The organism is Xanthomonas sp. JL1, assembly GCF_038405005.1.
The window spans coordinates 23,596-46,214 of record NZ_JBBYGR010000015.1; the positions used below are offsets into that span (position 1 = coordinate 23,596).

At 65.3% G+C, this 22,619-nt stretch carries 18 protein-coding genes, 1 tRNA gene, 1 other RNA gene and 3 pseudogenes; 11 read left to right on the plus strand and 12 right to left on the minus strand.

The window, feature by feature from the left end:
• Window positions 1-39: 39 nt before the first annotated feature.
• Together WJW29_RS03990 and WJW29_RS03995 are read left to right on the plus strand one after the other, a co-directional pair.
• Window positions 40-984, plus strand: coding sequence for an MBL fold metallo-hydrolase (locus WJW29_RS03990; RefSeq protein ID WP_041181936.1), 945 nt, complete (start codon window positions 40-42; stop codon window positions 982-984).
• 462 nt (window positions 985-1,446) lie between these two features.
• Window positions 1,447-3,099 carry a M28 family metallopeptidase gene (locus WJW29_RS03995; protein WP_027704117.1) on the plus strand — a complete coding sequence of 551 codons (1,653 nt, stop codon included), beginning with the start codon at window positions 1,447-1,449 and terminating at the stop codon, window positions 3,097-3,099.
• A gap of 4 nt (window positions 3,100-3,103) precedes the next feature.
• On the opposite strand, the gene WJW29_RS04000 is transcribed toward WJW29_RS03995, so the two are convergent.
• Window positions 3,104-3,180, minus strand: a non-coding RNA gene (locus WJW29_RS04000) — sX9 sRNA.
• Window positions 3,181-3,599: 419 nt separating this feature from the next.
• Complete coding sequence (locus WJW29_RS04005; protein WP_011257373.1) at window positions 3,600-4,052, minus strand: Rap1a/Tai family immunity protein; 453 nt, start codon at window positions 4,050-4,052, stop codon at window positions 3,600-3,602.
• A gap of 44 nt (window positions 4,053-4,096) precedes the next feature.
• Here WJW29_RS04005 and yedA point away from each other — a divergent pair.
• Both yedA and rarD read left to right on the plus strand, forming a co-directional pair.
• Window positions 4,097-5,019: pseudogene (yedA, locus tag WJW29_RS04010) on the plus strand (drug/metabolite exporter YedA).
• The gene (gene rarD / locus WJW29_RS04015; RefSeq protein WP_011257375.1) at window positions 5,016-5,924 is read left to right on the plus strand and encodes an EamA family transporter RarD; all 909 of its coding nucleotides are present in this window, start codon (window positions 5,016-5,018) and stop codon (window positions 5,922-5,924) included. Before yedA ends, rarD begins: the two are co-directional and overlap by 4 nt.
• A gap of 79 nt (window positions 5,925-6,003) precedes the next feature.
• Here rarD and WJW29_RS04020 read toward each other — a convergent pair whose 3' ends face one another.
• From WJW29_RS04020 to WJW29_RS04035, 4 genes and pseudogenes are all read right to left on the minus strand, one after another.
• Complete coding sequence (locus WJW29_RS04020; RefSeq protein WP_011407417.1) at window positions 6,004-7,119, minus strand: alpha/beta hydrolase; 1,116 nt, start codon at window positions 7,117-7,119, stop codon at window positions 6,004-6,006.
• 226 nt (window positions 7,120-7,345) lie between these two features.
• Window positions 7,346-7,660, minus strand: a pseudogene (locus WJW29_RS04025) (IS30 family transposase); the annotation flags it as partial.
• Between the two features lie 159 nt (window positions 7,661-7,819).
• Window positions 7,820-8,353 carry a cytochrome b gene (locus WJW29_RS04030; RefSeq protein WP_011257378.1) on the minus strand — a complete coding sequence of 178 codons (534 nt, stop codon included), beginning with the start codon at window positions 8,351-8,353 and terminating at the stop codon, window positions 7,820-7,822.
• Window positions 8,350-9,441 carry a catalase family peroxidase gene (locus WJW29_RS04035; RefSeq protein ID WP_011257379.1) on the minus strand — a complete coding sequence of 364 codons (1,092 nt, stop codon included), beginning with the start codon at window positions 9,439-9,441 and terminating at the stop codon, window positions 8,350-8,352. Before WJW29_RS04035 ends, WJW29_RS04030 begins: the two co-directional genes overlap by 4 nt.
• A 164-nt stretch (window positions 9,442-9,605) precedes the next feature.
• On the opposite strand from WJW29_RS04035, the gene WJW29_RS04040 reads away from it, so the two are divergent.
• Both WJW29_RS04040 and WJW29_RS04045 read left to right on the plus strand, forming a co-directional pair.
• Window positions 9,606-10,121 carry an RNA polymerase sigma factor gene (locus WJW29_RS04040; RefSeq protein ID WP_011257380.1) on the plus strand — a complete coding sequence of 172 codons (516 nt, stop codon included), beginning with the start codon at window positions 9,606-9,608 and terminating at the stop codon, window positions 10,119-10,121.
• Window positions 10,118-10,870, plus strand: a pseudogene (locus WJW29_RS04045) (anti-sigma factor). Before WJW29_RS04040 ends, WJW29_RS04045 begins: the two are co-directional and overlap by 4 nt.
• A gap of 53 nt (window positions 10,871-10,923) precedes the next feature.
• Here WJW29_RS04045 and WJW29_RS04050 read toward each other — a convergent pair.
• The 4 genes from WJW29_RS04050 to WJW29_RS04065 all read right to left on the minus strand — a co-directional run bounded on the left by WJW29_RS04050 (window position 10,924) and on the right by WJW29_RS04065 (window position 14,991).
• The gene (locus WJW29_RS04050; RefSeq protein WP_011257382.1) at window positions 10,924-12,294 is read right to left on the minus strand and encodes a leucyl aminopeptidase family protein; all 1,371 of its coding nucleotides are present in this window, start codon (window positions 12,292-12,294) and stop codon (window positions 10,924-10,926) included.
• 40 nt (window positions 12,295-12,334) lie between these two features.
• A complete protein-coding gene (locus WJW29_RS04055; RefSeq protein ID WP_011257383.1) occupies window positions 12,335-13,072 on the minus strand; it encodes an HAD family hydrolase in 738 nt (245 codons plus the stop codon).
• A gap of 131 nt (window positions 13,073-13,203) precedes the next feature.
• Window positions 13,204-14,310 carry an AI-2E family transporter gene (locus tag WJW29_RS04060; protein WP_011407418.1) on the minus strand — a complete coding sequence of 369 codons (1,107 nt, stop codon included), beginning with the start codon at window positions 14,308-14,310 and terminating at the stop codon, window positions 13,204-13,206.
• Between the two features lie 604 nt (window positions 14,311-14,914).
• Window positions 14,915-14,991: transfer RNA gene (locus WJW29_RS04065), tRNA-Arg, on the minus strand.
• 454 nt (window positions 14,992-15,445) lie between these two features.
• Here WJW29_RS04065 and ubiA point away from each other — a divergent pair.
• On the plus strand, window positions 15,446-16,345 hold the full coding sequence (ubiA, locus tag WJW29_RS04070) for a 4-hydroxybenzoate octaprenyltransferase (protein ID WP_011257385.1): 900 nt from the start codon (window positions 15,446-15,448) through the stop codon (window positions 16,343-16,345).
• Between the two features lie 255 nt (window positions 16,346-16,600).
• On the opposite strand, the gene WJW29_RS04075 is transcribed toward ubiA, so the two are convergent.
• Window positions 16,601-17,326 carry a ComF family protein gene (locus WJW29_RS04075; RefSeq protein ID WP_042465430.1) on the minus strand — a complete coding sequence of 242 codons (726 nt, stop codon included), beginning with the start codon at window positions 17,324-17,326 and terminating at the stop codon, window positions 16,601-16,603.
• 49 nt (window positions 17,327-17,375) lie between these two features.
• Between WJW29_RS04075 and bioB the strand changes: the two genes are divergently transcribed.
• The 4 genes from bioB to fabG all read left to right on the plus strand — a co-directional run bounded on the left by bioB (window position 17,376) and on the right by fabG (window position 22,107).
• Complete coding sequence (gene bioB, locus WJW29_RS04080) at window positions 17,376-18,410, plus strand: biotin synthase BioB (RefSeq protein ID WP_113055217.1); 1,035 nt, start codon at window positions 17,376-17,378, stop codon at window positions 18,408-18,410.
• Window positions 18,334-19,707 carry an 8-amino-7-oxononanoate synthase gene (gene bioF / locus WJW29_RS04085; RefSeq protein WP_027704113.1) on the plus strand — a complete coding sequence of 458 codons (1,374 nt, stop codon included), beginning with the start codon at window positions 18,334-18,336 and terminating at the stop codon, window positions 19,705-19,707. Before bioB ends, bioF begins: the two co-directional genes overlap by 77 nt.
• A gap of 424 nt (window positions 19,708-20,131) precedes the next feature.
• A protein-coding gene (locus WJW29_RS04090) for an IS630 family transposase (protein WP_113082437.1) occupies window positions 20,132-21,191 on the plus strand; the annotation gives its coding sequence in 2 pieces (ribosomal slippage) (window positions 20,132-21,022 and window positions 21,024-21,191; 1,059 coding nt in all).
• A 178-nt stretch (window positions 21,192-21,369) separates the two neighbouring features.
• Window positions 21,370-22,107 (plus strand): 3-oxoacyl-ACP reductase FabG, encoded by a 738-nt coding sequence (fabG, locus tag WJW29_RS04095; protein WP_113055241.1) that lies wholly within the window; start codon window positions 21,370-21,372, stop codon window positions 22,105-22,107.
• Window positions 22,108-22,210: 103 nt separating this feature from the next.
• On the opposite strand, the gene WJW29_RS04100 is transcribed toward fabG, so the two are convergent.
• The gene (locus WJW29_RS04100) at window positions 22,211-22,525 is read right to left on the minus strand and encodes a hypothetical protein (protein WP_229002660.1); all 315 of its coding nucleotides are present in this window, start codon (window positions 22,523-22,525) and stop codon (window positions 22,211-22,213) included.
• Window positions 22,526-22,619 lie beyond the last annotated feature (94 nt).

A 22,619-nucleotide genomic window follows, 5' to 3' on the forward strand; every position in this document is an offset into this window, starting at 1 on the left:
GGCCTACACTGCAGTCTCTACAACCGCCGCGGGGTGCGAATGACAGTGACAGCCGAGTTCAACATCCACACCATCGATACCGGCTTTGGTGGTGTGCAATTCGATGCAGCGTATTTGATCGTCCAAGCGCAACGCGGCGCCTTGATCGATTGCGGCACCTCGCTGTCGGTGCCACAGATGCTGGCCGCGGTGCAGGCGGCCGGGTTGGCGCCGGCGCAGATAGAGTGGTTGATCCTGACCCATGTACATCTGGATCATGCCGGCGGTGCCGGGACCTTGTTGCAGCACCTGCCCAATGCGCAGGCGCTGGTGCATCCGCGCGGTGCACCGCATCTGATCGACCCCACACGGCTGATTGCCGGCGCCACCGCGGTGTATGGCGAGGCGGAAATGGCGCGCAGTTACGGTGTCATTGCGCCGGTGCCGGCCGAGCGCGTGGTCGAGGCGGTCGATGGGTACACGGTGATGCTGGGCGCGCGCGCGCTGCGCACGATCGATACCCCGGGGCATGCACGCCATCATCTGTGCGTGTGGGATGCGCGTAGCCGCAGCTGGTTTACCGGTGATACCTTCGGCCTGTCGTATCGGCAACTGGACAGTGCCCGGGGTGCCTTCATCCTGCCCACCTCGTCGCCGGTACAGTTCGAGCCCGAGGCGATGCTGCAGTCGATGACGCGCCTGATGGACGCCGCACCGGAGGCGATGTATCTCACCCATTACGGCCGTGTCACATCGCCGGCACCGTTGGCGCAGGCGCTAGGCGAGCAGATTCATGCGATGACCGAGATTGCGCTGGGTTGCGCGCAACGTCCGGACCGGCATCGCTGCATGGTGGCGGCGTTGACCGAATTGTATTTGGAACGCGCACGCCAGCATGGATGTCGGTTGGACGATGCGGCCGTGGAGCAACTGCTGGCAACGGATATCGAACTCAACGCGCAAGGGCTGGGGTTTTGGCTGGATCGTGCAGCGCGACCAAGTTAGCGCTCCGGGAGCGGCTGATATGTCCTCTCGACCGCTGTAGCGAATTGTCACGTCGTTTAAAGCCAGTCAGTCGAATGCGCGGTGCCCTCGCCGCTTGCAGGATACGCCGCAAGTACGTCCTTGTAGGCTCGATGGCGGCATTCATGCCGCCCACGGTCCCGCAAGCGGCGAAGACACCGCACCAGACAGTGCGCCGATGATCTTCTTCAACGCTCTGCGGTTGCCTGGCTTGAATTGGCAGGCGCATGGGGCACGCCGCTGCAACAACAATGTCGGTGGTGACCCGATTGCAGGTATGCACGTCGTGCATCTCGATGGTCGCCGTCCGCCCACCTGTGGCCCCTCAGCCATGCACGCAGTTCCCGCAATCGACTGCATTCTCGCGTCATGGTGCTCCTGCATTGGCTGCGCGCTTGTAAACTATGTGTCATCTACCTGTTGAAAGGGCTTGCCGTGAATCCGATGCGCATCCTGCTGTTGTCCGCCTGCCTGTTTGTGGGAGGTGTGGCGCAGGCCGCCAACGATCTGCCGGGCGGCGGCATCAATGCCGAGGCGTTGTCGCGGCATGTGCGCCTGCTGGCGTCGGACGAATTCGAAGGGCGCGCGCCGGCCAGTGCCGGTGAGCAGCGCACCGTGGATTACCTGGTGGAGCAGTTCAAGGCGGCCGGCCTGGAGCCAGGTGGCGAGCAAGGCGGTTGGACGCAGGCAGTGCCGCTGGTGCGCGCGCAGGTGGATGGCCCGGTGCGCGCAAGCGTGCGCGTCGGCGGCAAGACCCAAGCGCTGGTCAATGGCAACGATGTGATCTTGCAGAGCCTGCGGCCGCAGAAAGCGGTCGCGCTGAAGAATGCGCCGCTGGTGTTCGTCGGTTACGGCATCAGCGCACCCGAGCGGCAATGGGACGATTACAAAGGCGTGGATCTGCGCGGCAAGATTGCCGTGGTGCTGATCAACGATGCCGATTTCGAATCGCCGCAGCCGGGTGCATTCGACGGCAAGGCCGTGACGTACTACGGCCGTTGGACCTACAAGTACGAAGAGGCCGCGCGGCGCGGTGCGGCCGGTGTATTGATCGTGCACGAGACTGCGCCGGCGGCGTATGGCTGGGCCACGGTGCAGAGTTCGGGCATGTCGCCGTTGTTCGACATCGAACGCAGCGATGCCGACGCCCGCGCGCAGCATGTGCCGGTACGTGGCTGGATGCAGCGTGCGCTGGCGGTGTCGTTGTTCAAGCAGGCGGGCCTGGATTTCGAACAAGCGAAGGCACGTGCGCAGCAGCGCGATTTCGCGCCGGTGGCACTGGGCGATGCGACGTTGTCGGTGGATTTCAAGCTCAAGCGCGAGCGTGTGGTCACGCATAACGTGGTGGCCAAACTCACCGGCAGCCAGCACCCGGATGAGACGGTGATCTTCTCCGCGCACTGGGATGCGTTCGGTATCGGCAAGGCCGATGCCAGTGGCGAGACGATTCGGCGGGGTGCGGTGGATAACGCCACCGGCGTGGCCAGCGTGCTGGAACTGGCGCGTGTGTTCGCGGCCGGCCCCAAGCCGCAGCGCAGCCTGTATTTCATCGCGTTGACCGCCGAAGAAAAGGGCTTGCTTGGCGCCAATTACTACGCTGCGCATCCGCTGGCGCCGTTGGACAAGACCGTGGCCGTGCTCAATATGGAAATGTTCAGCCCGGATGGCCTGACCCGCGACATCGCTTCGTGGGGACGTGGACGGGTGTCGCTGGAAGGCGATCTGGAAGCCGCCGCCAAGGCGCGTGGACGCAGCTATTCGCCGGACCCGAATCTGGAGGCGGGCTTCTTCTACCGTGCCGATCATTTTGCGTTTGCGCGTATGGGCGTGCCGGCGATCACGGTTGGTCCGGGGCTGGACATGGTCAACGGCGGCATCACCGCGGGCAAGGCGCTGCGCGACACATATTTCGCCAATTGCTATCACCAGCCCTGCGACATTTGGACTCCGCAATGGGATGCCAGCGGCCATGCCGCCGATACCACGCTGGTCTACGACGTGGGCGTGGCGCTGGCCAACGGCCGGCAGTGGCCGAGCTGGCAGGATGGCTCGGAGTTCAAGGCGATCCGTGCCAAGAGCGATGCGGCGCGCAAATAAGAGCGGCTAACAACACCTAGCGAGCAGCGCTCAGGTGGGCGCGGACGTCGCGCTCAGAACCGGGGTGTGCGCGTGGTACATGCGGATTCCGAGCACCGGCCGCGCCCGCCTGGCGGTGAGCGCAGTCGTTTTGTTAGCCGCTCTAAGTGTGCAGGGCGTGCGTGGGCAGCGTGCCCCCGATCAAGGGGCCAAGACCAGCTAGCAACACGGCTGCGCTGATTGCCAGGCGGGCGTGCGGTACGTGCCACGCGTCCACTGCGAATCCTGCGTGCTGTCCACGCGCATCGGTGACTGCTCGCTACGCCAAGCGGACGCAGTCGGTGCTCGGTGTGGCCTTCGCTCACGCGTCCACTGCCGACCCTGTGCACTGTCCACGCGCATTGGACGGTTGCTCGCGACGTTGTGTTCGTCGCTCTCAGTGCGACTGCTGGTGTTGTGGTCAACGCTCTCGCATTGAACGCCTACGTATAGGCGTGCCCTACGACTTGCCGATGTTTGCGTTACGTGCCGCTGGCGGCACGCTTGTGCTGGGCGACGCTGCCGCACGGATAACGCTTGGCCAGTGCCTGGACGATCAGGTCAGGCGCGGCTTGCGCTTGGCGCGCGTCGGGCAGCGCGCCGATGTCGGCGATGATCGCCTGCAGGTCCGGCATGCCTGCCTTTCCTACCGGCATGCACCACTGGCTGCAGTAGCTGGCGCTGGCAACGCCCAGCAGATAGGCGCCAGCGCGGTTGGCCGACAGCATGACCTTGAGTTCGGCTTGCTCTGGCGCGGTGATTTCCGGCGCCAGCGATCCGTCCAGTCCCGCGTCGATCAGCTTGCTCCCGCTGAGCTCCCAAGGCTCGGGGGTGCGTGCTGCGGTGGTGGTGGACAGTGCGCTCAGGGCGGCCAGGGCCAACCAGAAAAGACGACGCTGCATATGCGCTCTCGGATGCGGGTTGGCGTGCACCATAGCGCGATAGACGGCTGCCGGTTGTGTGCGACGAGGGCGTGTGCATGTGCTCTAGAATTGAGGTTTCCGCTGTACTGCCCGGCACGATTCCGATGTCTTCCTCTCACGATGCTGCCGCGCCTGCGCGCAGCGGGTTAGTCGTTCTCGCCGTGTTGCTGGTCTACGTGGTGTGGGGCTCGACCTATCTGGCGATCCGCGTTGCGCTGGAAAGTGGTGCGCAGCCGCTGACGATGGTGTCCGGCATACGTTTCATCGTCGCCGGTAGCGTGCTCTACAGCGTGCTGCGCTGGCGCAGTGTGGCTGCGCCCACGCGCGCGCAATGGAAGAACGTGGCGCTGATGGGCGCGGCATTGTTGCTGCTGGGCAACGGTATGGTGGTGTCGGCCGGGCGCAGCGTGTCGTCCGGGCTGGCCGCCACGGCGGTGGCGACGGTGCCGTCGGTGCATTGCGCGGGCAGCATGCCAGCGGCGGCGAATGGTTGGGCATTGTGATCGGCTTTGTGGGCATGGTGTGGTTCAACGCCAGCACCCGTTTGACCGCGACGCCGGGTGGGTTGGTGTTGCTGCTGATCGCACCGATCGGCTGGGCGTTCGGCTCGGTGTGGTCGTGCGGACGCGATCTGCCGTCGCCGTTCATGACCGCCGCTGGACAGATGCTGTGCGGTGGCGTGCTGCTGGTCAGCACCGGCTTGCTGATCGGCGAGCGCCCACAGGCATGGCCGAGCCCGCAAGGCGTGTTGGCCGTGGCATACCGATGGGTGTTCGGCGCGATCGTGGCGTTCACCGCTTACGTGGGGTTGCTGCATCACGTGCGTCCGGCCTTGGCCGGCAGCTACGCCTACCCGGTGATTGCGGTGAGCCTGGGCGCCTGGCTGGGCCAGGAGCGCTTCCGCGCGCAGGACATCGCTGCGATGGCGGTGATCCTGGCGGGCGTGTTGGTAGTCATCTTCGCCAAGGCGCGGCGATGAGCACGGTCTCGCCACAGGAGGCGCGGCGCGGGCTACTGATCACCGCGTCCACCTTCGTGCTGTGGGGGCTGGTGCCGCTGTATTGGCATCTGCTCAAGGCGGTGCCGTCGCTGCAGATCATTGCCCACCGCATCGTGTGGAGCACGGTGCTGGTGGTGGTGTGGCTGCTGGCGAGCTTGGGCCTGCGCTGGTGGCGCAGCATTGCCGCGCAGCCGCGTGCATTGTGGATGCTGGCCGGCAGCAGCGTGGCGATCGCGTTCAACTGGGGCCTGTACATCTGGGCGATCAACGCCGGGCATGTCATCGAGGCCAGCCTGGGGTACTTCATCAATCCACTGCTGAGCGTCTTGCTGGGCGTGCTGGTGTTGAAAGAGCGCCTGCGTCGCATCCAGTGGGTGGCGGTGGTGTGCGCGGCAGTGGGCGTGCTGTGGCTGACCATCGTTGCCGGTGCGCCGCCGTGGATTGCGCTGGGGCTGGCGGTGTCGTTCGGTATTTACGGGCTGCTGCGCAAATTGGTGGCAGTGGATCCGGTGGCCGGGCTGGGCGTGGAAAGCGTGTATCTGTTCGTGCCGGCGTTGCTGCTGGCGGCCTGGGGCGAGCAGGGCCACGGCGGCGCGTTCCTGAGCGGCTGGAGCCTGCGCACCGATGCGATGCTGATCTTCGGTGGTGTGGTGACGGCGCTGCCGTTGATCGGCTTCGCTTACGGCGTGCGGCGCATTCCGCTGTCGTTGGTGGGCATCTTGCAATACATCGCGCCGAGCCTGCAGCTGCTGCTGGGCGTGTGGTTCTTCCACGAGCCGTTCGACCAAGGGCGCGCGATGGGCTTTGCCGCGATCTGGGTCGGCTTGCTGTTGTTCGTTGGAGACAGCGTACTGCGTTCGCGTCAGCCGGTGGCGGCGCGCTGAGTCAGCGCCACGCTGCATGCGATGCGTGTGGCGTGGAGCAGCGCGAAGGCTGCGCGTCAGCGTGCCGCGATTGCCGTGCTCAACTCTGCGGCACTGCCAGGGGGCTGGCGACGGCCAGCGTGGAAGCGGGCAGCGTTTGCGGCGCAGGGCAATGGCTGGGGTCTTCTTGCACCTGCGCCAGCCATTGATCGATCGGCCCGCCGAGCAGGTCAAGCCGCAGCGGCAGACTCAAATGGTTTTCGCCAGCGAGCTCGACGTAATGCGCACGCGCACTGGCCAAGGCGAGTGCGCGGCCATGGGTTACTGGAATGTGCTGATCGGCATCGCCATGCAACAGCAGCACGCAGCTGCGCGTGTCGGCCAGAGCGTGTGCGACATCGACATGGTCCAGATCCAACTTGAGCTGGGTATCGGCCGCTGCAATCACCGCGTCGATATTTTGGTCGGCATAGCGCCAGCGCGCATACGCGGCCACCGCCCGCCCGCGCCATCCGTGCGGTTGGCTGGAGAGCATGTGCGGCACCATGTCGCGAATGCCGCGCCCGGCATTGGCGAAGGATTCCATCGCCACCACGCCGGTCACGCGTGGGCCGAGTTTGTCGGCAGTGAACAGCGCGGTGGCCGCGCCGTAGGAAATACCGAACAGATACAGCGGCCCGCGGATTTCGCCGCGTGGCTGCAGTGCATCGATCACATCGATGACGTCATCGGATTCGCGCGTGCCGTAGCCGGACGGCCCGCCGCCGGAATGGCCGTGGTTACGCAGGTCGATGGTGACCACGCGATAGCCGGCCTGCGCGAGCTGCAGCGACCAGGGCAGCAGCGAATCGCCATCCATCATCCAACCATGCAGCACCACCACCGTGCCGCGTGGTGTCGGCGGCACAGCGGTCGGAACCTTGAAACTGAAATCCACATCCAGCGCATGCGCCGGGTCGTTGCGCTGACCCATGTAGCGGTACTGCATGGCGTACTGGCCGGGGTCGATCGCACGCCAGAAGATCGGCACGCCATCGCGCGTCAGCACATGCCCGCTGCGGTTGGGCACCGTGGCGATGGTGGCGGCGATGCGTTCTTCGTCCAGCAGCGGCGAGGTGCCACCGGGCGCAACCAGGCGCTCGCTGAGCGAGGTCGAAGGAGAGGAACAGCCGGCCAGCCACAGGCAGGCGCAGACCAGCAGAAGCAGGCGCGTCATCGCGATTGATCGATGGAACAAACGGCCGAGCAGACTACGGCCTGCCCGGCCCGCGCATCTACCGCATTGCGGTGACAGAACGATGACAGCCTGCCCTGTGTTCAGCTGCGGCAGCCAGATGCGCTGCCGCAGCTGTCACCACTCCCGACTCCCGAATCCCGGCGGGCCAATGGCCCGCCTACACCTCGCGCACGGTCGTGGCGATCAGCAAACGCGCTGCACGCACGCGCACGCCACGCCGACGGCGTTTGCGGCGGCGTTTGCGTAGATGCATGAATAACCGACCATCGCGCTTCTGGTCGGCGTCGATGTGCCGATAGATCCCTGCGTGACTGGCCAAGCCGGTGCGGCCGGCAATCTGTTCGGGACTGACGTCCTCCCTCAGCAGAACCTCGATCTGGCGGATGCGCTCGGCGTCGATGCGTGGACGCCGGCTGGCCTGCGTGCGCCGATGGGCGCTGATGCGCTGCGCGTGATCGGGCCGATACTGCACAGCGTGCTGGTTGCGACGCAGTTTGCGGCTGATCGTGCTGGGCGCACGTCAGAGTTGAAGCCACCTGTAGATAGGCGGCTCTAACGCACTGTTGCTGACGGACTCTGCCAATGAGCGAGCCCTGCTGTCCAGGGCAAGGCAAAGGGCTCGCTCAGTGCAAGCTGGGTCCGTGCTCCACCTGCGTGATCAAAGGCTCATGTGAAAGAGTCACCGCTCCCCAAGCGCCATGCTGGAAAACACGCCGTCGCGGCGCACCCAGGCATGGAACAGGGCTGCGCTCAGATGCCCCAGCACGGTGGCGAACAACAGATACGCCAGCCAGCCATGCGCGCTGCGCAGCCAGGCATACAGCGCAGGGTCGTGCGGTGCGATCGCCGGCAGGTTCGCGCCCGGCCACAGCACGATCGGGTAGCCGCCGGCCGACAACATCGCCCAGCCGATCAATGGCATGCCCAGCATCAATGCATACAGCAGCCAATGCGAGGCAATCGCGGCGGCCTTCTGCCACGCCGGCAGATCGGCCGGCAGCGGCGGTGGGCGATGGCGCAAGCGGTTGATCAAGCGCAGTACTGCCAGGATCAAAATCGCGATGCCCAGCGGGCGATGCAGATCGATCAACCACGGCCGTTGCGTCACCGAGGCCACCATGCCCACACCGACGAACAGCATGGTCAGGATCATCGCGGCCATCAGCCAATGCAATACGCGCGCAGGCAGATTGAAGTGGGTGCGTCTGCTCATTGGCGTGCTCCCTGGCCGGTGGCGGCGCTGCCTTGGCCGTCAGCGATCTCGCGCTCGCGGCGATTGAACGATTGCGAATACACCGACGAGCGTGCCGCCAGAATCGGGTCATTCGATGCGGCAAGGCCCTTGGGCAAGATCAACGGGTCGTAATTGAGATCGCGGCACGGGCCGGTGGCCTGCGGCTGCGCACGCTCGATCAAGAGCGTCCCGGCCACGATCTGCTTGCGGCTGTCCGGCCACGGCTGCGACGGGTCGTCCACCGCATCGCCGGGCTCGGCGATGGTCAGCACCATGTCCCAACGCAGCGGCCCCTGCGTCAGCCGCGCATCCAGATCGGTGGCGAGAAAATCGCCATCGGCCTGCTTGCGTTGTTCGGCGCTCAATTCCTTGAACGGCGTCTGCGGGCGCATCGACCAGCGGATGTAGCGTTCGCGTCCATCGCCGGCAATCGCGCGGAACGCGTTGACGCCGTTGTACTGCGTGTTGGCCCAGCTGTCCGACCACGGCGCGGTCTTGGCCCACTGCTGGAACTTTGCTGCCTCCGGATATTGCTTGCCGAACGCCGCCAGTTTTTCCGGGTCCGGCTTGCCGGTGGCCGGGTCTGGCTTGGAGGCCACATTGAGTGCCTGAAAGCCGGCCGGCGTGGCGACCACGAAGAACGGAAAACTGTTCATCGCCGTGCGCCATTGCTGCCCATCGTCGCTGCGCAACAGCAGCGCCATGCTGCGTACGCGCGCCTGCCCGTCGGGCCCGTGCGGGTCGCCGCCGCCGATCGACATGCGTCCCAGCACCGGCGTGCTGGGCTGGCTGAAGATGCGTGCCGACGACAGCCAGGTGGCCTTGCCGCTGGACTGGAAGTGCCCGCTCACGCAGACACCCTTGGTATGCGCACGGCGGAAGCCCGGATGCGGCGGCCCGCTGGATTCGATGGTGTCGGTCATGCGTGCGGCAGTGAGCCGGTCGCTGCCGATCCAGCCGGCCGTCCAGGCAAACGCCAGCGCAACGCCGCCGGCAATCGCGGCAATCCCCAACAACGGCAGCACGGGGCTGCGCGCACGCGGGGGCGAGGGAGGTGGCAACGTCATGGCTGGCTCCTGTGGTCGATGCTGTGAGTGGTCGATGCAGTGAGACGACGTGTGCGCCGAGTTATTCCCTTGATCGCCAATAATAGTGTGGCACGCGCACGAATGGTGGGAATCATCCGCGCTTCAGTGCGTCCACTGCGTGATGCCACCACCAAAACCTGCCAATGGATGCTCTGGACGATGACCAACTGCGCGCCATGCTGCCGGCGCTGCGCCGCTTCGCGCGCTCGCTGAGTGGCGACCCCGCCAGCGCCGACGATCTGGTGCAAGCCACACTCGAGCGTGCGCTGCGGCGGTGGCGCACACGGCATACCGCCGACGCCCTGCAGCCGTGGTTGTTCGCCATTTTGTACCGGCAGTTTCTGGATGGGCAGCGCCGTGTCGCGCGCTGGCAGCGGGTGGTGGGTCTGTTCGCCCCACAACAGCCCAGCCAATCCGCATCCGCCGAACAGGTGCACGACGGTCGCGCCATGTTGGCCCGTCTGGCGTTGTTGCCACCCGAGCAGCGCGCCTTGTTGCTCTTGGTCAGCGTGGAGGGTTTCAGTGATCGCCAGGTGGCAGACACCCTCGGCATCCCGATTAGCACGGTGATCTCGCGCCTGTCGCGTGCGCGCGAACGCTTGCGCGCAGTCAACGAAGGTCACGTGAACCACGCACCTGCATCGAGGATCCTGAAATGACCATCGCACCGCCCGACGAACACGCGTTGCACGCCTATGTCGATGGCCGCCTTGCCCCGCAGCAACACGCAGCAGTGGCGGCCTGGTTGCAGGCGCATCCCGCGCCGGCCGCGCGCGTGGCTGGCTGGCTGGAAGCGCGATGCCGAAGCGCTACGTGCCGCGCATGCCGGCCTTGCACCGGAGATGGGCGCCATGCACTCACGCCTGCGGCGATTCGCCGTGGCCTGCAACAACGCCGTCGCGCCGTGTTTGCTGTGGCCGCCAGTTGCGTGCTGGCACTGGGCTTGGGTACCGGACTGGGCTGGCAGCTGCATGCGAGCCGGGTCGCCAGCCAACGCGTGCCGATGGCCGCTGCCGTCGCCGCTTATCGCCTGTTCGCCGATGCCGGCACGCAGCAGGGCGTTGCGTTGGACGTGCAGCGCCGTGCGGAGTTGCAACCGTGGTTGCGCACGTATTTCGGCAATGCCGGCGTCGTGCCGGATCTGCGCGCGCAAGGCCATACGCTGCGCGGTGGGCAATTGCTGTTCATGCTGGAAGGCGCGGCCGCGATGCTGGTGTATAGCGTGCCAATTGCGCGCATTGGCCTGTATCTGCGTCCACGCAGCGGACCGATGCCGACCGGCGAGCGCCGCGATGGCCGTCTGTTGGCACAATACTGGGCTGAAGGCGATACCGCATTTGCATTGATCGGCCCGGCGACGCAGACACGCATGCGCACGATCGCGCCGTTGTTGCGTAACCAGGGATGACCCGCGCAGCGAGCGCTGTGTTCGCCGCAGCGTGACAGCAGCGCTAACCGCGCTCAACTTCCGTAACGTTGCTGAAGCATCGCGAACGCCGAGCGCAGGGCCAGTGCTTCGCCGCCGGCGGGGCGGCCAGGGCGGTCGCTGTCGTTCCAGGCGTAGACGTCCAGATGCGCCCACGGCTGGCCGGGTGCCACGAAGCGTTCCAGATACAGCGCGGCGGTGACGGCGCCAGCCATGCGCGAGCCGGCGTTTGCCATATCGGCGACATGGCTGTTGAGATAGCGCAGATAAGGACGCCATAGCGGCATGCGCCACACCGGGTCGCGGGTCTGTTCGCCGGCGTTGATCCAGGCCTGTGCCAGCGCATCGTCGTTGGCGAATAGCGCCGGCAGGTCAGGGCCCAGCGCGATCCGCGCCGCGCCGGTGAGGGTGGCGAAATCCAGGATCAGGTCCGGGCGCTGCTCGGTGGCATAGCTCAGCGCATCGCACAGCACCAGGCGGCCTTCGGCATCGGTGTTGTCCACTTCCACCGTCACACCGGCGCGGGTGGTGATCACCTCGCCAGGGCGGAACGCATCCGGGCCCACCGCGTTTTCCACTGCCGCAATCAGCAGCGTCAACCGCACCGGCAACTGCTGCGCCATCACCAGCCCGGCCAGCGCCAACGCATGCGCCGCACCGCCCATGTCCTTCTTCATGTTGCGCATGCCATCGGCCGGCTTCAGATCCAGCCCGCCGGTGTCGAAGCACACACCCTTGCCGACCAGCACCAGATGCGGATGGGCCGTGTCGCCCCACTGCAACTCAATCAAGCGCGGCGCGCGATGCGACGCGCGCCCCACCGTATGGATGGTGGGGAAGTTCTGCGCCAGCAACGCCTCGCCGACAATCGCATCGACCTGAGCGCCATGCGCTTGGCCAACTGCGCGCGTGGCGTCTTCCAGGTGCTGCGGGCCCATGTCTTCGGTGGGCGTATTGACCCAGTCGCGCACCTGCAGGCAGGCCTCGATCAAGGCGCGCGTCTGTGCCGACGGCGTGGCCGCCAGTTCGGCCGGCGCACGCGGCACCTTGCGATAACGCGCGAAGCGATACGCGCCCAATCCCCAGCCCAGATGCAGCAACGCCTGCTCGGCATCACTCAACGGGTTGGCCAGCGTCCAGCGGCTGGCCGGCGGCAATGCCATCGGCGCATGCGCATAAGCGTAGGCATCAGCACGATCGCCAATACCGAGAATCGCCCCGGCCAGCCCGTTGTCGCCCGGCAACAGCAGTACGCTGCCCGGTGCGGCTTCGAAACGCTGCGCCTGCGCCCACGACAGCACACCGGTGGGCTGTTGTGCGCACCAGCGCGTAAAGCTCTCGCGGTCGAGTACATACAGCGGCAAGGCCGCGGCGTTGGAATCGATGAAACCGGTGAGGTGCGACATGGGAATCCTCGAATGTGGCGCCGTGCGCCGAGCAATGGGCTCAGGCGGGAAGGGTGATGCCGGCGTGCGCGGGGCCAGGATGCGGCGGCTGCGCGTCCAGCCAATCGGCCAGCCCGGTCATGCTGTCGAATTCCAGATCCGGTTGCTGGGTGGGGTGCGACCACACCGCACCTTCGCGGTTGATCCAGCAAGCGCGCAGGCCTGCATCCAGCGCGCCCAGCACGTCCGTGCGCACGTGGTCGCCCACATGCAGCACGTGCGCCGGAGACACCTCAAGCCGGCCGCAGGCGGCCAGGAAGATGCTCGGGTCGGGCTTTGCGCTGCCGTGTTCACGCGAGCCCAGCTGAAATGCGAAGTGATGCATCAGCCCGATGCGCTGCAGATCGGCATTGCCGTTACTGAGCGCGGCCACCGGTACGTGCGCAGCGATGCGCGCCAGCGCGTCGAGCACATCCGGATAGCATTCCACCTGGTTGCGTGCGGCATAGAACACTTCGTAGGCCGGCTCCAGCAACGCCAGATCGCCGCCGCTCTCGCGCAACGCCATTTCCAGCGTCAACCGACGCAGCGCGCTGAGGTCGTGATGCAGGTGCGGGTTGTCGGCAAAGCTGCGCTCACACAGCGCGCGCATCGCCTCCACCGGAAAGCGCTCGGCAGTGACCGGACTGTGCTCGCGCATCCAGTCGTACAGCATCTGATCGATCCGCGCCCCGATCGGCGCAAAGGGCCACAACGTATCGTCGAGGTCGAGGGTGATGGCGCGGATGTGGAAGCTCATTGCCGCATTTTACGGCGGTGGCTATGAAAAGGGGGTTGCGGAGTCGGGATTGGAGAGTGGCAAAAGCAGTCAAGTGGCCTTCGAGCCGATCCAGTGACGCAATGCATGCCTTTGCGGCTCCCCAGTCCCCGCTACTCAAGCAACCGCGCCCAGCGCTGCATGACGTCCACCCGGCTCAGCACCATCTTGATGCAGACCAGCAAAGGAACCGCCAGCAGCAGGCCGACCATGCCCCACAACCAGCCGAACAGCATCAGCCCCAGGATCAGCATCAGCGGCGAGATCGCCATGCGGCGGCCCAGTACGATGGGCGTGACCACCTGGCCTTCGATGGTGTGCAGTGCCAGGTACAGGATTGCCGGCAACAGCGAGGACAAGGTAGTGCGGAATTCCACAAAGCCCATCAGCAGCATCAGCATCACGCCGATCAACGGACCCACATACGGCGCAAAATTCAACAACCCTACCACCGTGCCCCACAAGATCGCTTCCGGCAGCGGAATCTTCAGTACATACAAAATGCCGGCAAACACCAGCCCGACCAGCGTGTTGATCACGCTGATGGTGAGCACGTAGCGCGAAACCTCGCGTTCGATGTCCAGCATGATCTCGGTGGTGAAACGTTGCTGCTGGCGGTTCGGCAGCAAGGCGATCGCATGCCGCTGCAGGCTTTCGCCATAGACCATGAAGAAGAACGTCAGCAGCACCACCGCCAACACCGACGCGGCGAGCTTGGGCGTGCGGACCAGGGCCTTGTAAGGGTCGTCCATCTGCGTGCGCACGATCTGCACGCCGCGCTGGCCTTCGCCACCGGCGGCGCGTGCAAAATTTTCCGCCGCCTGATTGGCCTGCATCACCGGCTTGGTGAGATTGCGCACATCGTGGGCAATCTGCTGCATGTGCTGCGGTGCCTGTTGCGCCCACTCGGCAGCCGGGCCGGCCAGTTGCACCGCCAGGGTCACGGTGCCTGCCAGGCCCAGGCACAGGATGAGCAAAGCGCCGAGAAACCGCGGGATATACAACTTGCGCAGACCGCGCAGGATGGGGTTGCCGATCAACGCGAAAAACACGGCCAGCATGATCGGCAGAATGATCGTCTGCGCCGCCCACAGCGTGTAGCCAACGGCAAGCGTGGCCAGCACCACCATCGAGGCAGGTGCGCGCGGGCGGTGCGCTGGTGCGGGCGGAAGCGAATCTGCCGCGGTGGCGGCATCCGATGAGTCGACGGAAAGAGACATACGCGCCCTGGCAGCAGACTGGCGTGCTGCCAGCGGTGCGCCATTATCGGCCCAATGCGTCAACAGCGCGCACAGAATCCATGGGCGCGGTGTCAGTGAGCGGGTGGTTGCCTGGAGGACTCGGCCGCGCGCGCACTGGTGCAGTTTTCAGGGGTCGGGTCGGCACGCGATGTGGCGTCGCCGGCGACGCTGGGATCGCAGCGCAAGCATACCTTTGCCTATGTTAACAACGGACAGGCATGCTGGTGTGTTGATTGCAGAACTCGGCGGGTGCTTACCCGCCGCGTCCATGCTGTCTCTATTTGCTGCCGGCCGCCAGCCAAGCGCCAGCCGGTCTGTTTGCCAGCTTCGCGCAGACTGCCGAACCCTTGCATATCCAGGACGCCGCGTTGGTCGCTGTCGTTGAAGTGTTCCATGAAGCCGCTTGAGTGCATGGGACATCCATCTTCTGCACTCCTGCGTTGAAGGCGGGTGCGCCCATCTATGCCCGATCAGCCTGGATGCCAATGGCTCCGGGTTGACCTTTCGCTGTGTACGGACAACAAAAAACCCCCGATCTCTCGAGGGTTCTTTTAAATCCCAGCATAAGCCCTGGAACTGAAATTGGTGCGCCCGGAGGGATTCGAACCCCCGACCAATGGCTTCGGAAGCCACTACTCTATCCGGCTGAGCTACGAGCGCCTGGCCGCGCATTATGCCAGAACAGCCGGCGTGCGCGTGATGGGGCTGGGCGACACGGGACCTGGCCAGCCACGGCGTCACTCCAGATGTGATGACACCGGCCTCTCGGCCGGGGCATTCGCCGGGCGGCACCGGATGCCCAGGTTCAAGCGCACAGGGTCCAGACGTGCAGCGGCGCGGCCATCTCAAGCGGCCGTCGCCAGATGCAAGCCTGCTCAACGCTCCCCACCTGACCGTCAGGTTGAGCACGCGCCTGAGCGCGGTCATTGCCGAGCCTGCGGGGCAATCGCACCGCCCGCCCCAGCCCGCCTGCACCAACGCACGGCCCTGGCCGCTCGCAACCTTGATCGCTGCGGCCAGCCGTATCCCATCGCGGAGGCAGGGCATTGCCAGGATTGCCGCCCGCACAGCGCCCACATGACCACGGCCGAGCCGCGCTGCTACCCTTTGCCGCATGAGCAAGCATGATGTCGAACGACTGCCCGCAGCGTGCGGGCTGACGTGCCCGCAGCGACTGGGCCAGTACTGGCAGCTGGTCCGTGGCGACCGCCCGATCGGGAGTCTGCTGCTGCTCTGGCCTACCTGGTGGGCGTTGTGGCTGGCCGCCGATGGCCTGCCGCCGCTTTGGACGCTGTTCGTGTTCACCGCCGGGGTGTGGCTGACCCGCTCGGCCGGCTGCGTGATCAACGATTACGCCGACCGCTGGCTGGATCCGCACGTGGAGCGCACCAAATCGCGTCCGCTGGCCACCGGCGCGGTCTCCGGGCGCGAGGCGCTCTGGGTATTCGTGGTACTGATGTTGGTGGCCTTCGCGCTGGTGTTCACGCTCAACTGGCTGACCGTGCTGCTGAGCGTGCCCGGCGTCTTCCTGGCCGCCAGCTACCCCTATCTCAAGCGCCACACCCACCTGCCCCAGGTCTATCTGGGCATGGCGTTCGGCTGGGGCATCCCGATGGCCTTCGCCGCCGTGCAAGGCAGCGTGCCGGTTCTGGGCTGGCTGCTGTACGCCGCCAACATCCTGTGGGCAACTGCCTACGACACCTGGTACGCCATGGTCGACCGCGACGACGACATCCGCATGGGCAGCAAATCCACCGCCATCCTGTTCGGCAGATTCGATCTGGTCGCGCAAGGCATCTTGTATGCGCTGATGTTCGCAGTCCTGGCCTTGGTCGACCTGCGCGCTGATCTTGGTGCGGCGTACTGGGCCGGTCTGGGCGTTGCGGCCCTGCTGGTGGCCTACGAATTCCGCATCGCCCGCCACCGCGAGCGCGGCCCCTGCTTCCGTGCCTTCCTGCACAACAACTGGGTTGGCCTGGCGATCTTCGTTGGCATCGCGGTGGCGGGGCGTTAGATTCGGGAATCGGGATGGAGATGGAGATGGGAAATTCGTCGATTGAAGATCAGACATTGAAGTAGCGAGCAAGGATTCACAACTTGCCAGCCTCTACTGTTCAATTGCTCAATCTCTTTTTTAGCGATCCACCCACGGAAGCCGGATCGCTATCGACCACGCTGTCCTGTCAGACAGAGAGCCCCTCTCCTGCGGAAGAGCGGAAGGGGTGCGGGTAAGGGCGAAGCCTCACACAGCTGGCGCCGGCAGGCTAGATCACGGCACCCGCGCGCAGACCCAGGCATCCACCCGTTGCACTCCAGCCTTTCGCAATGCCTTCGCAGCGGCGTGCAGCGTCGCGCCGGTGGTCATCACGTCATCCACCAGCGCCACATGTGCCGGCAACGGGCCGCGGGCGACGAAGGCGTCGCGCAGATTGCGCTGCCGCTCGACCGCATCCAGCTCGGATTGCGGCGCGGTCGCGCGCACGCGGCGCAGCAACGGCAGGCACGGCAGCTGCAATGCGCGGCCGAGCGGCCTGGCCAACTCCAGCGCCTGGTCGTAGCCGCGCTGGCGCAGGCGCTGCCGGTGCAGGCTCACCGGCACCAACGCCTGCGGGCGCGGCAGCTCCACGCAGCGCCGGGCCATCAGCTCGCTAAGCAGGCGACCCGCCGCCAGATCTTGGTGGAATTTGAACCGCCGCAGCAGCCCGTCCACTGGCCAGCGATAGGTGAAACAGGCATGCACGCGCTGCAGCGGCGGTGGTTCCTGCAGGCATTGCCCGCACAGGGCCACCCCATCGGAGGCGAACAGCTGAGTGGCGCAGCATAAACAGGCGTGGCCGTGATCCGGCAAGGCGGCGCGACAGGAGGGGCACAGATCGCCGTCGGCCGTGCCTGCCTCTGCGCACACCAGACACAGGCTCGGCAGCAACAACCGAAACACCCGTTGCGGCCACCTGTAAACCGATCGCACCTGATTGACGTTGACAGCATCTCCCATGCTCACCAGACTGCCTTGCTTTCAAGCCGCTGACTGTCAGGAAACTCCGATGTCTGTTGTCGTCCGCCATGACTGGGATCACAAAGAGCTGCAGGCGCTGTTCGATCTGCCGTTTCCGGAGCTGCTGCACCGCGCCGCCAGCGTGCATCGCGCCCATTTCGATCCGGCTGAAGTGCAGGTCTCCACACTGCTGTCGGTCAAGACCGGCGGTTGCCCGGAAGACTGCGCGTATTGCCCGCAGGCGCAGCGCTACGACACCGGCGTGACCGCGCAGAAGCTGCTGGAGACCGAAGAGGTCGTGGCCAAGGCGCGTCAGGCCAAGGCGGCTGGCGCCTCGCGTTTCTGCATGGGCGCCGCCTGGCGCTCGCCCAAGGAGCGCGACATCCCCAAGGTGGCCGCGATGATCCGCGAGGTGAAAGCCATGGGTATGGAAACCTGCGCCACGCTCGGCATGCTCGACGCCGGCCAGGCGCGTGCGCTCAAGGATGCCGGGCTGGACTACTACAACCACAATCTGGACACCGCGCCGGATTATTACGACACCATCATTCACACCCGCCAGTACCAGGACCGCCTGAACACGCTGGAGCATGTCCGCGATGTCGGTCTGAAGACCTGCTGCGGCGGCATCGTCGGCATGGGCGAAACCCGCGACCACCGCATCGGCCTGCTGCTGGCGCTGGCCACGCTGCCGGCGCATCCGGATTCGGTGCCGATCAATCAGCTGGTGCAGGTGCCCGGTACTCCACTGCACGGCACCCAGCAGCTGGACCCGTTCGAGTTCGTGCGCATGATCGCGGTTGCGCGCATCGCCATGCCCAAGTCGATGGTGCGCCTGTCCGCCGGCCGCGAAGCAATGAGCGACGAACTGCAGGCGCTGTGCTTCCTGGCCGGTGCCAATTCGATCTTCTACGGCGAAAAACTGCTCACCACCGGCAACCCGGATACCGAGCGCGACCAGACGCTGTTCCAGCGCCTGGGTCTGCGCCCGATGCAGATCACCGTCGATGCGGCCGAGCACGATCACCCCGCTACCGTGCATGCGGAGATCACCCGCAGCGCGGCCTGCGAGCATACCGCCTGAGCCGGCGTCCGGCACCGGTCGTCGGTGCCGGCTGGGCGCGCTGAGCCCGGCACGCTACGCTAGCGGCCCTTCTCTGCCGTTGAACGCTCCCATGGCTCGCCCCGATCTGCACGGACGGATTTCGTCGCTACGTAAATTGCATGTGGCCCAGGACCGGGTGCGGGTGCGGCGACAGGTCGGCCGCCGCGATGGCGTGCGGCTGGAAATCGACGGCCGCTGGCTGACCGGGTTCTGCTCCAACGACTATCTAGGCCTGTCGCAACAGTTCGAAGTGATCGCCGCGCTGCAGGATGCCGCTGCCCGCGATGGCGCCGGTGCCACCGCCTCGCATCTGATCTGCGGCCACCACACCGCGCACGAAACGCTTGAGCGCGAAATCGCCGAGTGGCTGGGCTATCCATCGGCGTTGCTGTTCGGCAACGGTTTCATCGCCAATCTGGCGGTGCAACAGGCACTGCTCAGCGAAGAAGACGATGTCTGCGTGCAGGACCGGCTCAATCACGCCAGCCTGCTCGACGCCACACGGCTGGCTGGCTGCCGGCTGCGACGCTATCCACATCTGGATGTGGAAGGCGCGATGCGTCAGCTCAAAGGCGCGCCCGAGGGTGCGGCGATGCTGGCCAGCGACGCTGTTTTCAGCATGGATGGCGATGTCGCGCCGCTGCGCGCGTTGAGCCTGGTGGCCCGCATGCAGGACGCCCTGTTTTATGTGGACGACGCGCACGGTGTTGGCGTGCTCGGCCCCCAGGGTCGCGGCTGCGTGGCCGATGCCGGGCTGGGCGTGGCCGAAGTGCCGTTGCAGTTGGTGACCCTGGGCAAAGCGCTCGGTGGCTACGGCGCGGTTGTTGTTGGCGACGACGCGCTGGTGCGCCATCTGGCCGAAACCGCGCGCCCGTACATTTACACCACTGCATTGCCACCGGCCCAAGTCGCCGCCACGCTGGCAGCCGTGCGCCTGGCGCGTCGCGACGATTGGCGGCGTGCGCGCCTGGTCGAATTGATTGCTGCGTTCCGCGATGGCGCGCGCAAGCATGGCTTCGAACTGATGGCGTCCGACACGCCGATCCAGCCCTTGCTGTGCGGTGAAGAAGCGACCGTCATGGCGATGTCGGCCGCACTGGAACAGGCGGGTTTCATGGTCGGCGCCATTCGTCCGCCCACCGTGCCCGAAGGCAAGGCGCGCTTGCGCGTGACGCTGTCCGCGCTGCATACGCCGCAGCAGGTGCAGGCGCTGATCGACGCTATCGTGCAGGCGCGCGATGTGGTGAGCCGGCAGCCGCTGCGTGCGTCTGCCTGAGACAAGCTGTGGCTTGTGCATGGCCTGCGCTGAAACAAGCGTGGGTCACTCAACGAGTGCATTGATTGCATGACGCATGCGCGTGGAAGGCGACAACCATGTGCTGATCTTTCGTTCCGATATGGGTCCCATGCAGTGCACCGGCGTTGCAGCGGGCGCGCGCTCGTATCCAATCGCATCTGTGCACTGACATGTCCCTAGCGGCAGGAAATGCATCGTAGCTAATGTCCACAGGCTTACCGACCTGTAACAGACCGACCGCCGAGCTGGGCGCCCATAGTTCGGCCACGAGCTTCGAATTTCTGGGAAGGATCACCATGAGTTGTGACGCTTCATCTACGGCCATGCCAGGATGTGCGAGGACATTTACGACAATGCCAGGTCCTCAAAAGCGTTGCGAATCGGAGTTGAATTCACCGAACAAATGTCGACGTCTGCTGTCCAACCATCCATAAAGAAGAGAGACGGACGTTTGGTATCTCGGGCAGCGCTGGAAGAAATGCGCCTGATGGCGTTGCAACGGATGGGCGAAGGCGAATCGCCGGCCGAAGTGGCCTCGTCGTTCGGGTTGCATCGCGGCTGGGCGTACAAAGTGCTGGCGCGAGCACAGGAGGGCGGCGCTGGCGCATTGATGACGCGTAAGGGCAGCGGTCGTCCGCGGACGTTGACGCCGGCGCAGGAGCGCCAGGTGTTCGGCTGGGTTAATGGCAAGAACCCTGGCCAGCATGGCTTCGACTTCGGTTTGTGGACGCGGCAGGTCGTGCGTGAACTAATCGAGAAGAAGTTTGCCGCACGGTTGAGTCTGGCCAGCGTCGGGACGTTGCTGGCGCGGCTGGGGCTGAGCCCACAGAAGCCGCTGCAACACGCCTATCAGCGCGATCCACTGGCGGTAGCGCAGTGGGAGAAGCAGACGTACCCGGCGATCGTGAAGCACGCCAAGCGGGAAAAGGCCGAGATTGACTTCTGGGACGCGTCTGGCTTCCGTGCCGATGCGGTGCAAGGACGGACGTGGGCCGTCAAGGGCGTCACGCTGGTTGTCGCGGTGCCGGGGCAGCGCCAGAGCATCAGTGCGGCCTCGGCGGTGAACAGCAAGGGCGGGTTCTGGTTCGCCGTGTACAGCGGCGGCTTGAACGGTGAATTGTTCGTGGACCTGCTCAAGCGAATGATGAAAGGCCGTCGCCGTCCAATCCATCTGGTGCTCGATGGTTTGCCCGCTCACAAGACCCGTGGCGTACGCGATGACGTGGACAGCCTGAAGGGCAGGCTGACGCTGCATTTCCTGCCGGGTTACGCGCCGGACTTGAATCCCGACGAGATTGGTATGGAGCTACACCAAGCGCACAGGCGTGGCGCGCAGCCCGCTGAGCAGTGGCGAGAAGCTGGCCGATCGGGTGCATGATCAGTTGTCCGACATTGCAGCTCGACCAGAATTGGTGCGCTCGTTCTTCAGGTATCCAAGTGTCGCCTATATTTCTGACTTATGAGTAATGGTGGCGATGGTGCACAACCGCAAACCCCCAGCACGTCGTGATGTGCGTTCGCTGTCGCAGGAGGTCAGCGGTATCAGCCTTGAGCAGATCGCTGGCACCTGGCCGGCGTGACTGATTAGTATGGTCTTCTTTTTGTTTCCGCTGCCGCATGCGCGGCTCCATCGAGATTTCCATGAGCACATCCATTCCACAACGTCGTGCACTCGTCACCGGCGGTAGCGGCGATCTTGGCGGTGCGATCTGCGGTCACCTGGCAGCCCAGGGCCGGCATGTGATCGTGCATGCCAATCGCAATCTGGTGCGTGCGCGAGAGGTGGTTGCTGCGATCGTGGCCAATGGCGGCAGCGCACAGGCGGTGGCCTTCGATGTGGCCGATGCGCAGGCCAGTTTGGCGGCTGTGGAGGCGTTGCTTGAAGTTGGCCCGATCCAGATCGTGGTCAACAACGCGGGCATCCACGACGACGCGCCAATGGCCGGCATGAATGTGGAGCAGTGGCACCGCGTCATCGATGTGTCGCTGCACGGTTTCTTCCACGTCACCCAGCCGTTGCTGCTGCCGATGGCGCGCACGCGTTGGGGCCGCATCGTCAGCGTTTCGTCTGTGGCGGCCGTGTTGGGCAATCGCGGCCAGACCAACTACGCCGCCGCCAAGGCGGCGTTGCACGGTGCCAGCAAGTCGCTGTCGCGCGAAATGGCCAGCCGCGGTATCGCAGTGAATGTCGTTGCACCGGGCGTGATCGCAAGCGACATGGTTGGCGATAGTTTTGCGCCGGAGGTGATCAAGCAATTGGTGCCGGCCGGCCGCGTCGGCAAGCCCGATGAAGTGGCTGCGCTGGTCGCCTTTCTGTGCTCGGAAGCGGGTGGCTACATCAATGGCCAGGTGATTGGCGTCAATGGTGGGATGGGCTGAGGGCCGCAGCCGAATCGTGTGGCGTGTTCGCTGAAAAGGTGGCGAGCCAATGACCTGCGACAGACCAGAACGCGCTGCAGCCTTGGACTGCAGCGCTAGGCAATTAACCGCCGGTCTCGTCGATCTTCATGGTCAGCTCGCGTTCGCGTGAGCCACGTGCAGCGGTGCAGTGCACCGACGCCGTATTGCCGTTGACACGTAGACGGCCGTCCACATACAGGCCGTTTCCGCGGTCGTGGTAGGACGCCGTCCAGTTAGAGATGCTGGCGCCTTGCGCCAGATAATGGTTCTCCGCGGCGCGCTGACACACGGGAACCAGGTCGCTACCGTTCATGAGCAATGGTTCGTGGGTGTACTGCACGATATCTTGTGCGGCAGCGTTGCTCGCGGCGAGAGATAACGTCGCGACAGCAGCCAATGCGTGCAATGTCCGGTACAACGGTCACCTCGTTTGATTAGGCATCAGTGCCTGGATGCCCGGCAGATTTTTCTCAACGCGTGGTGTCGCTATC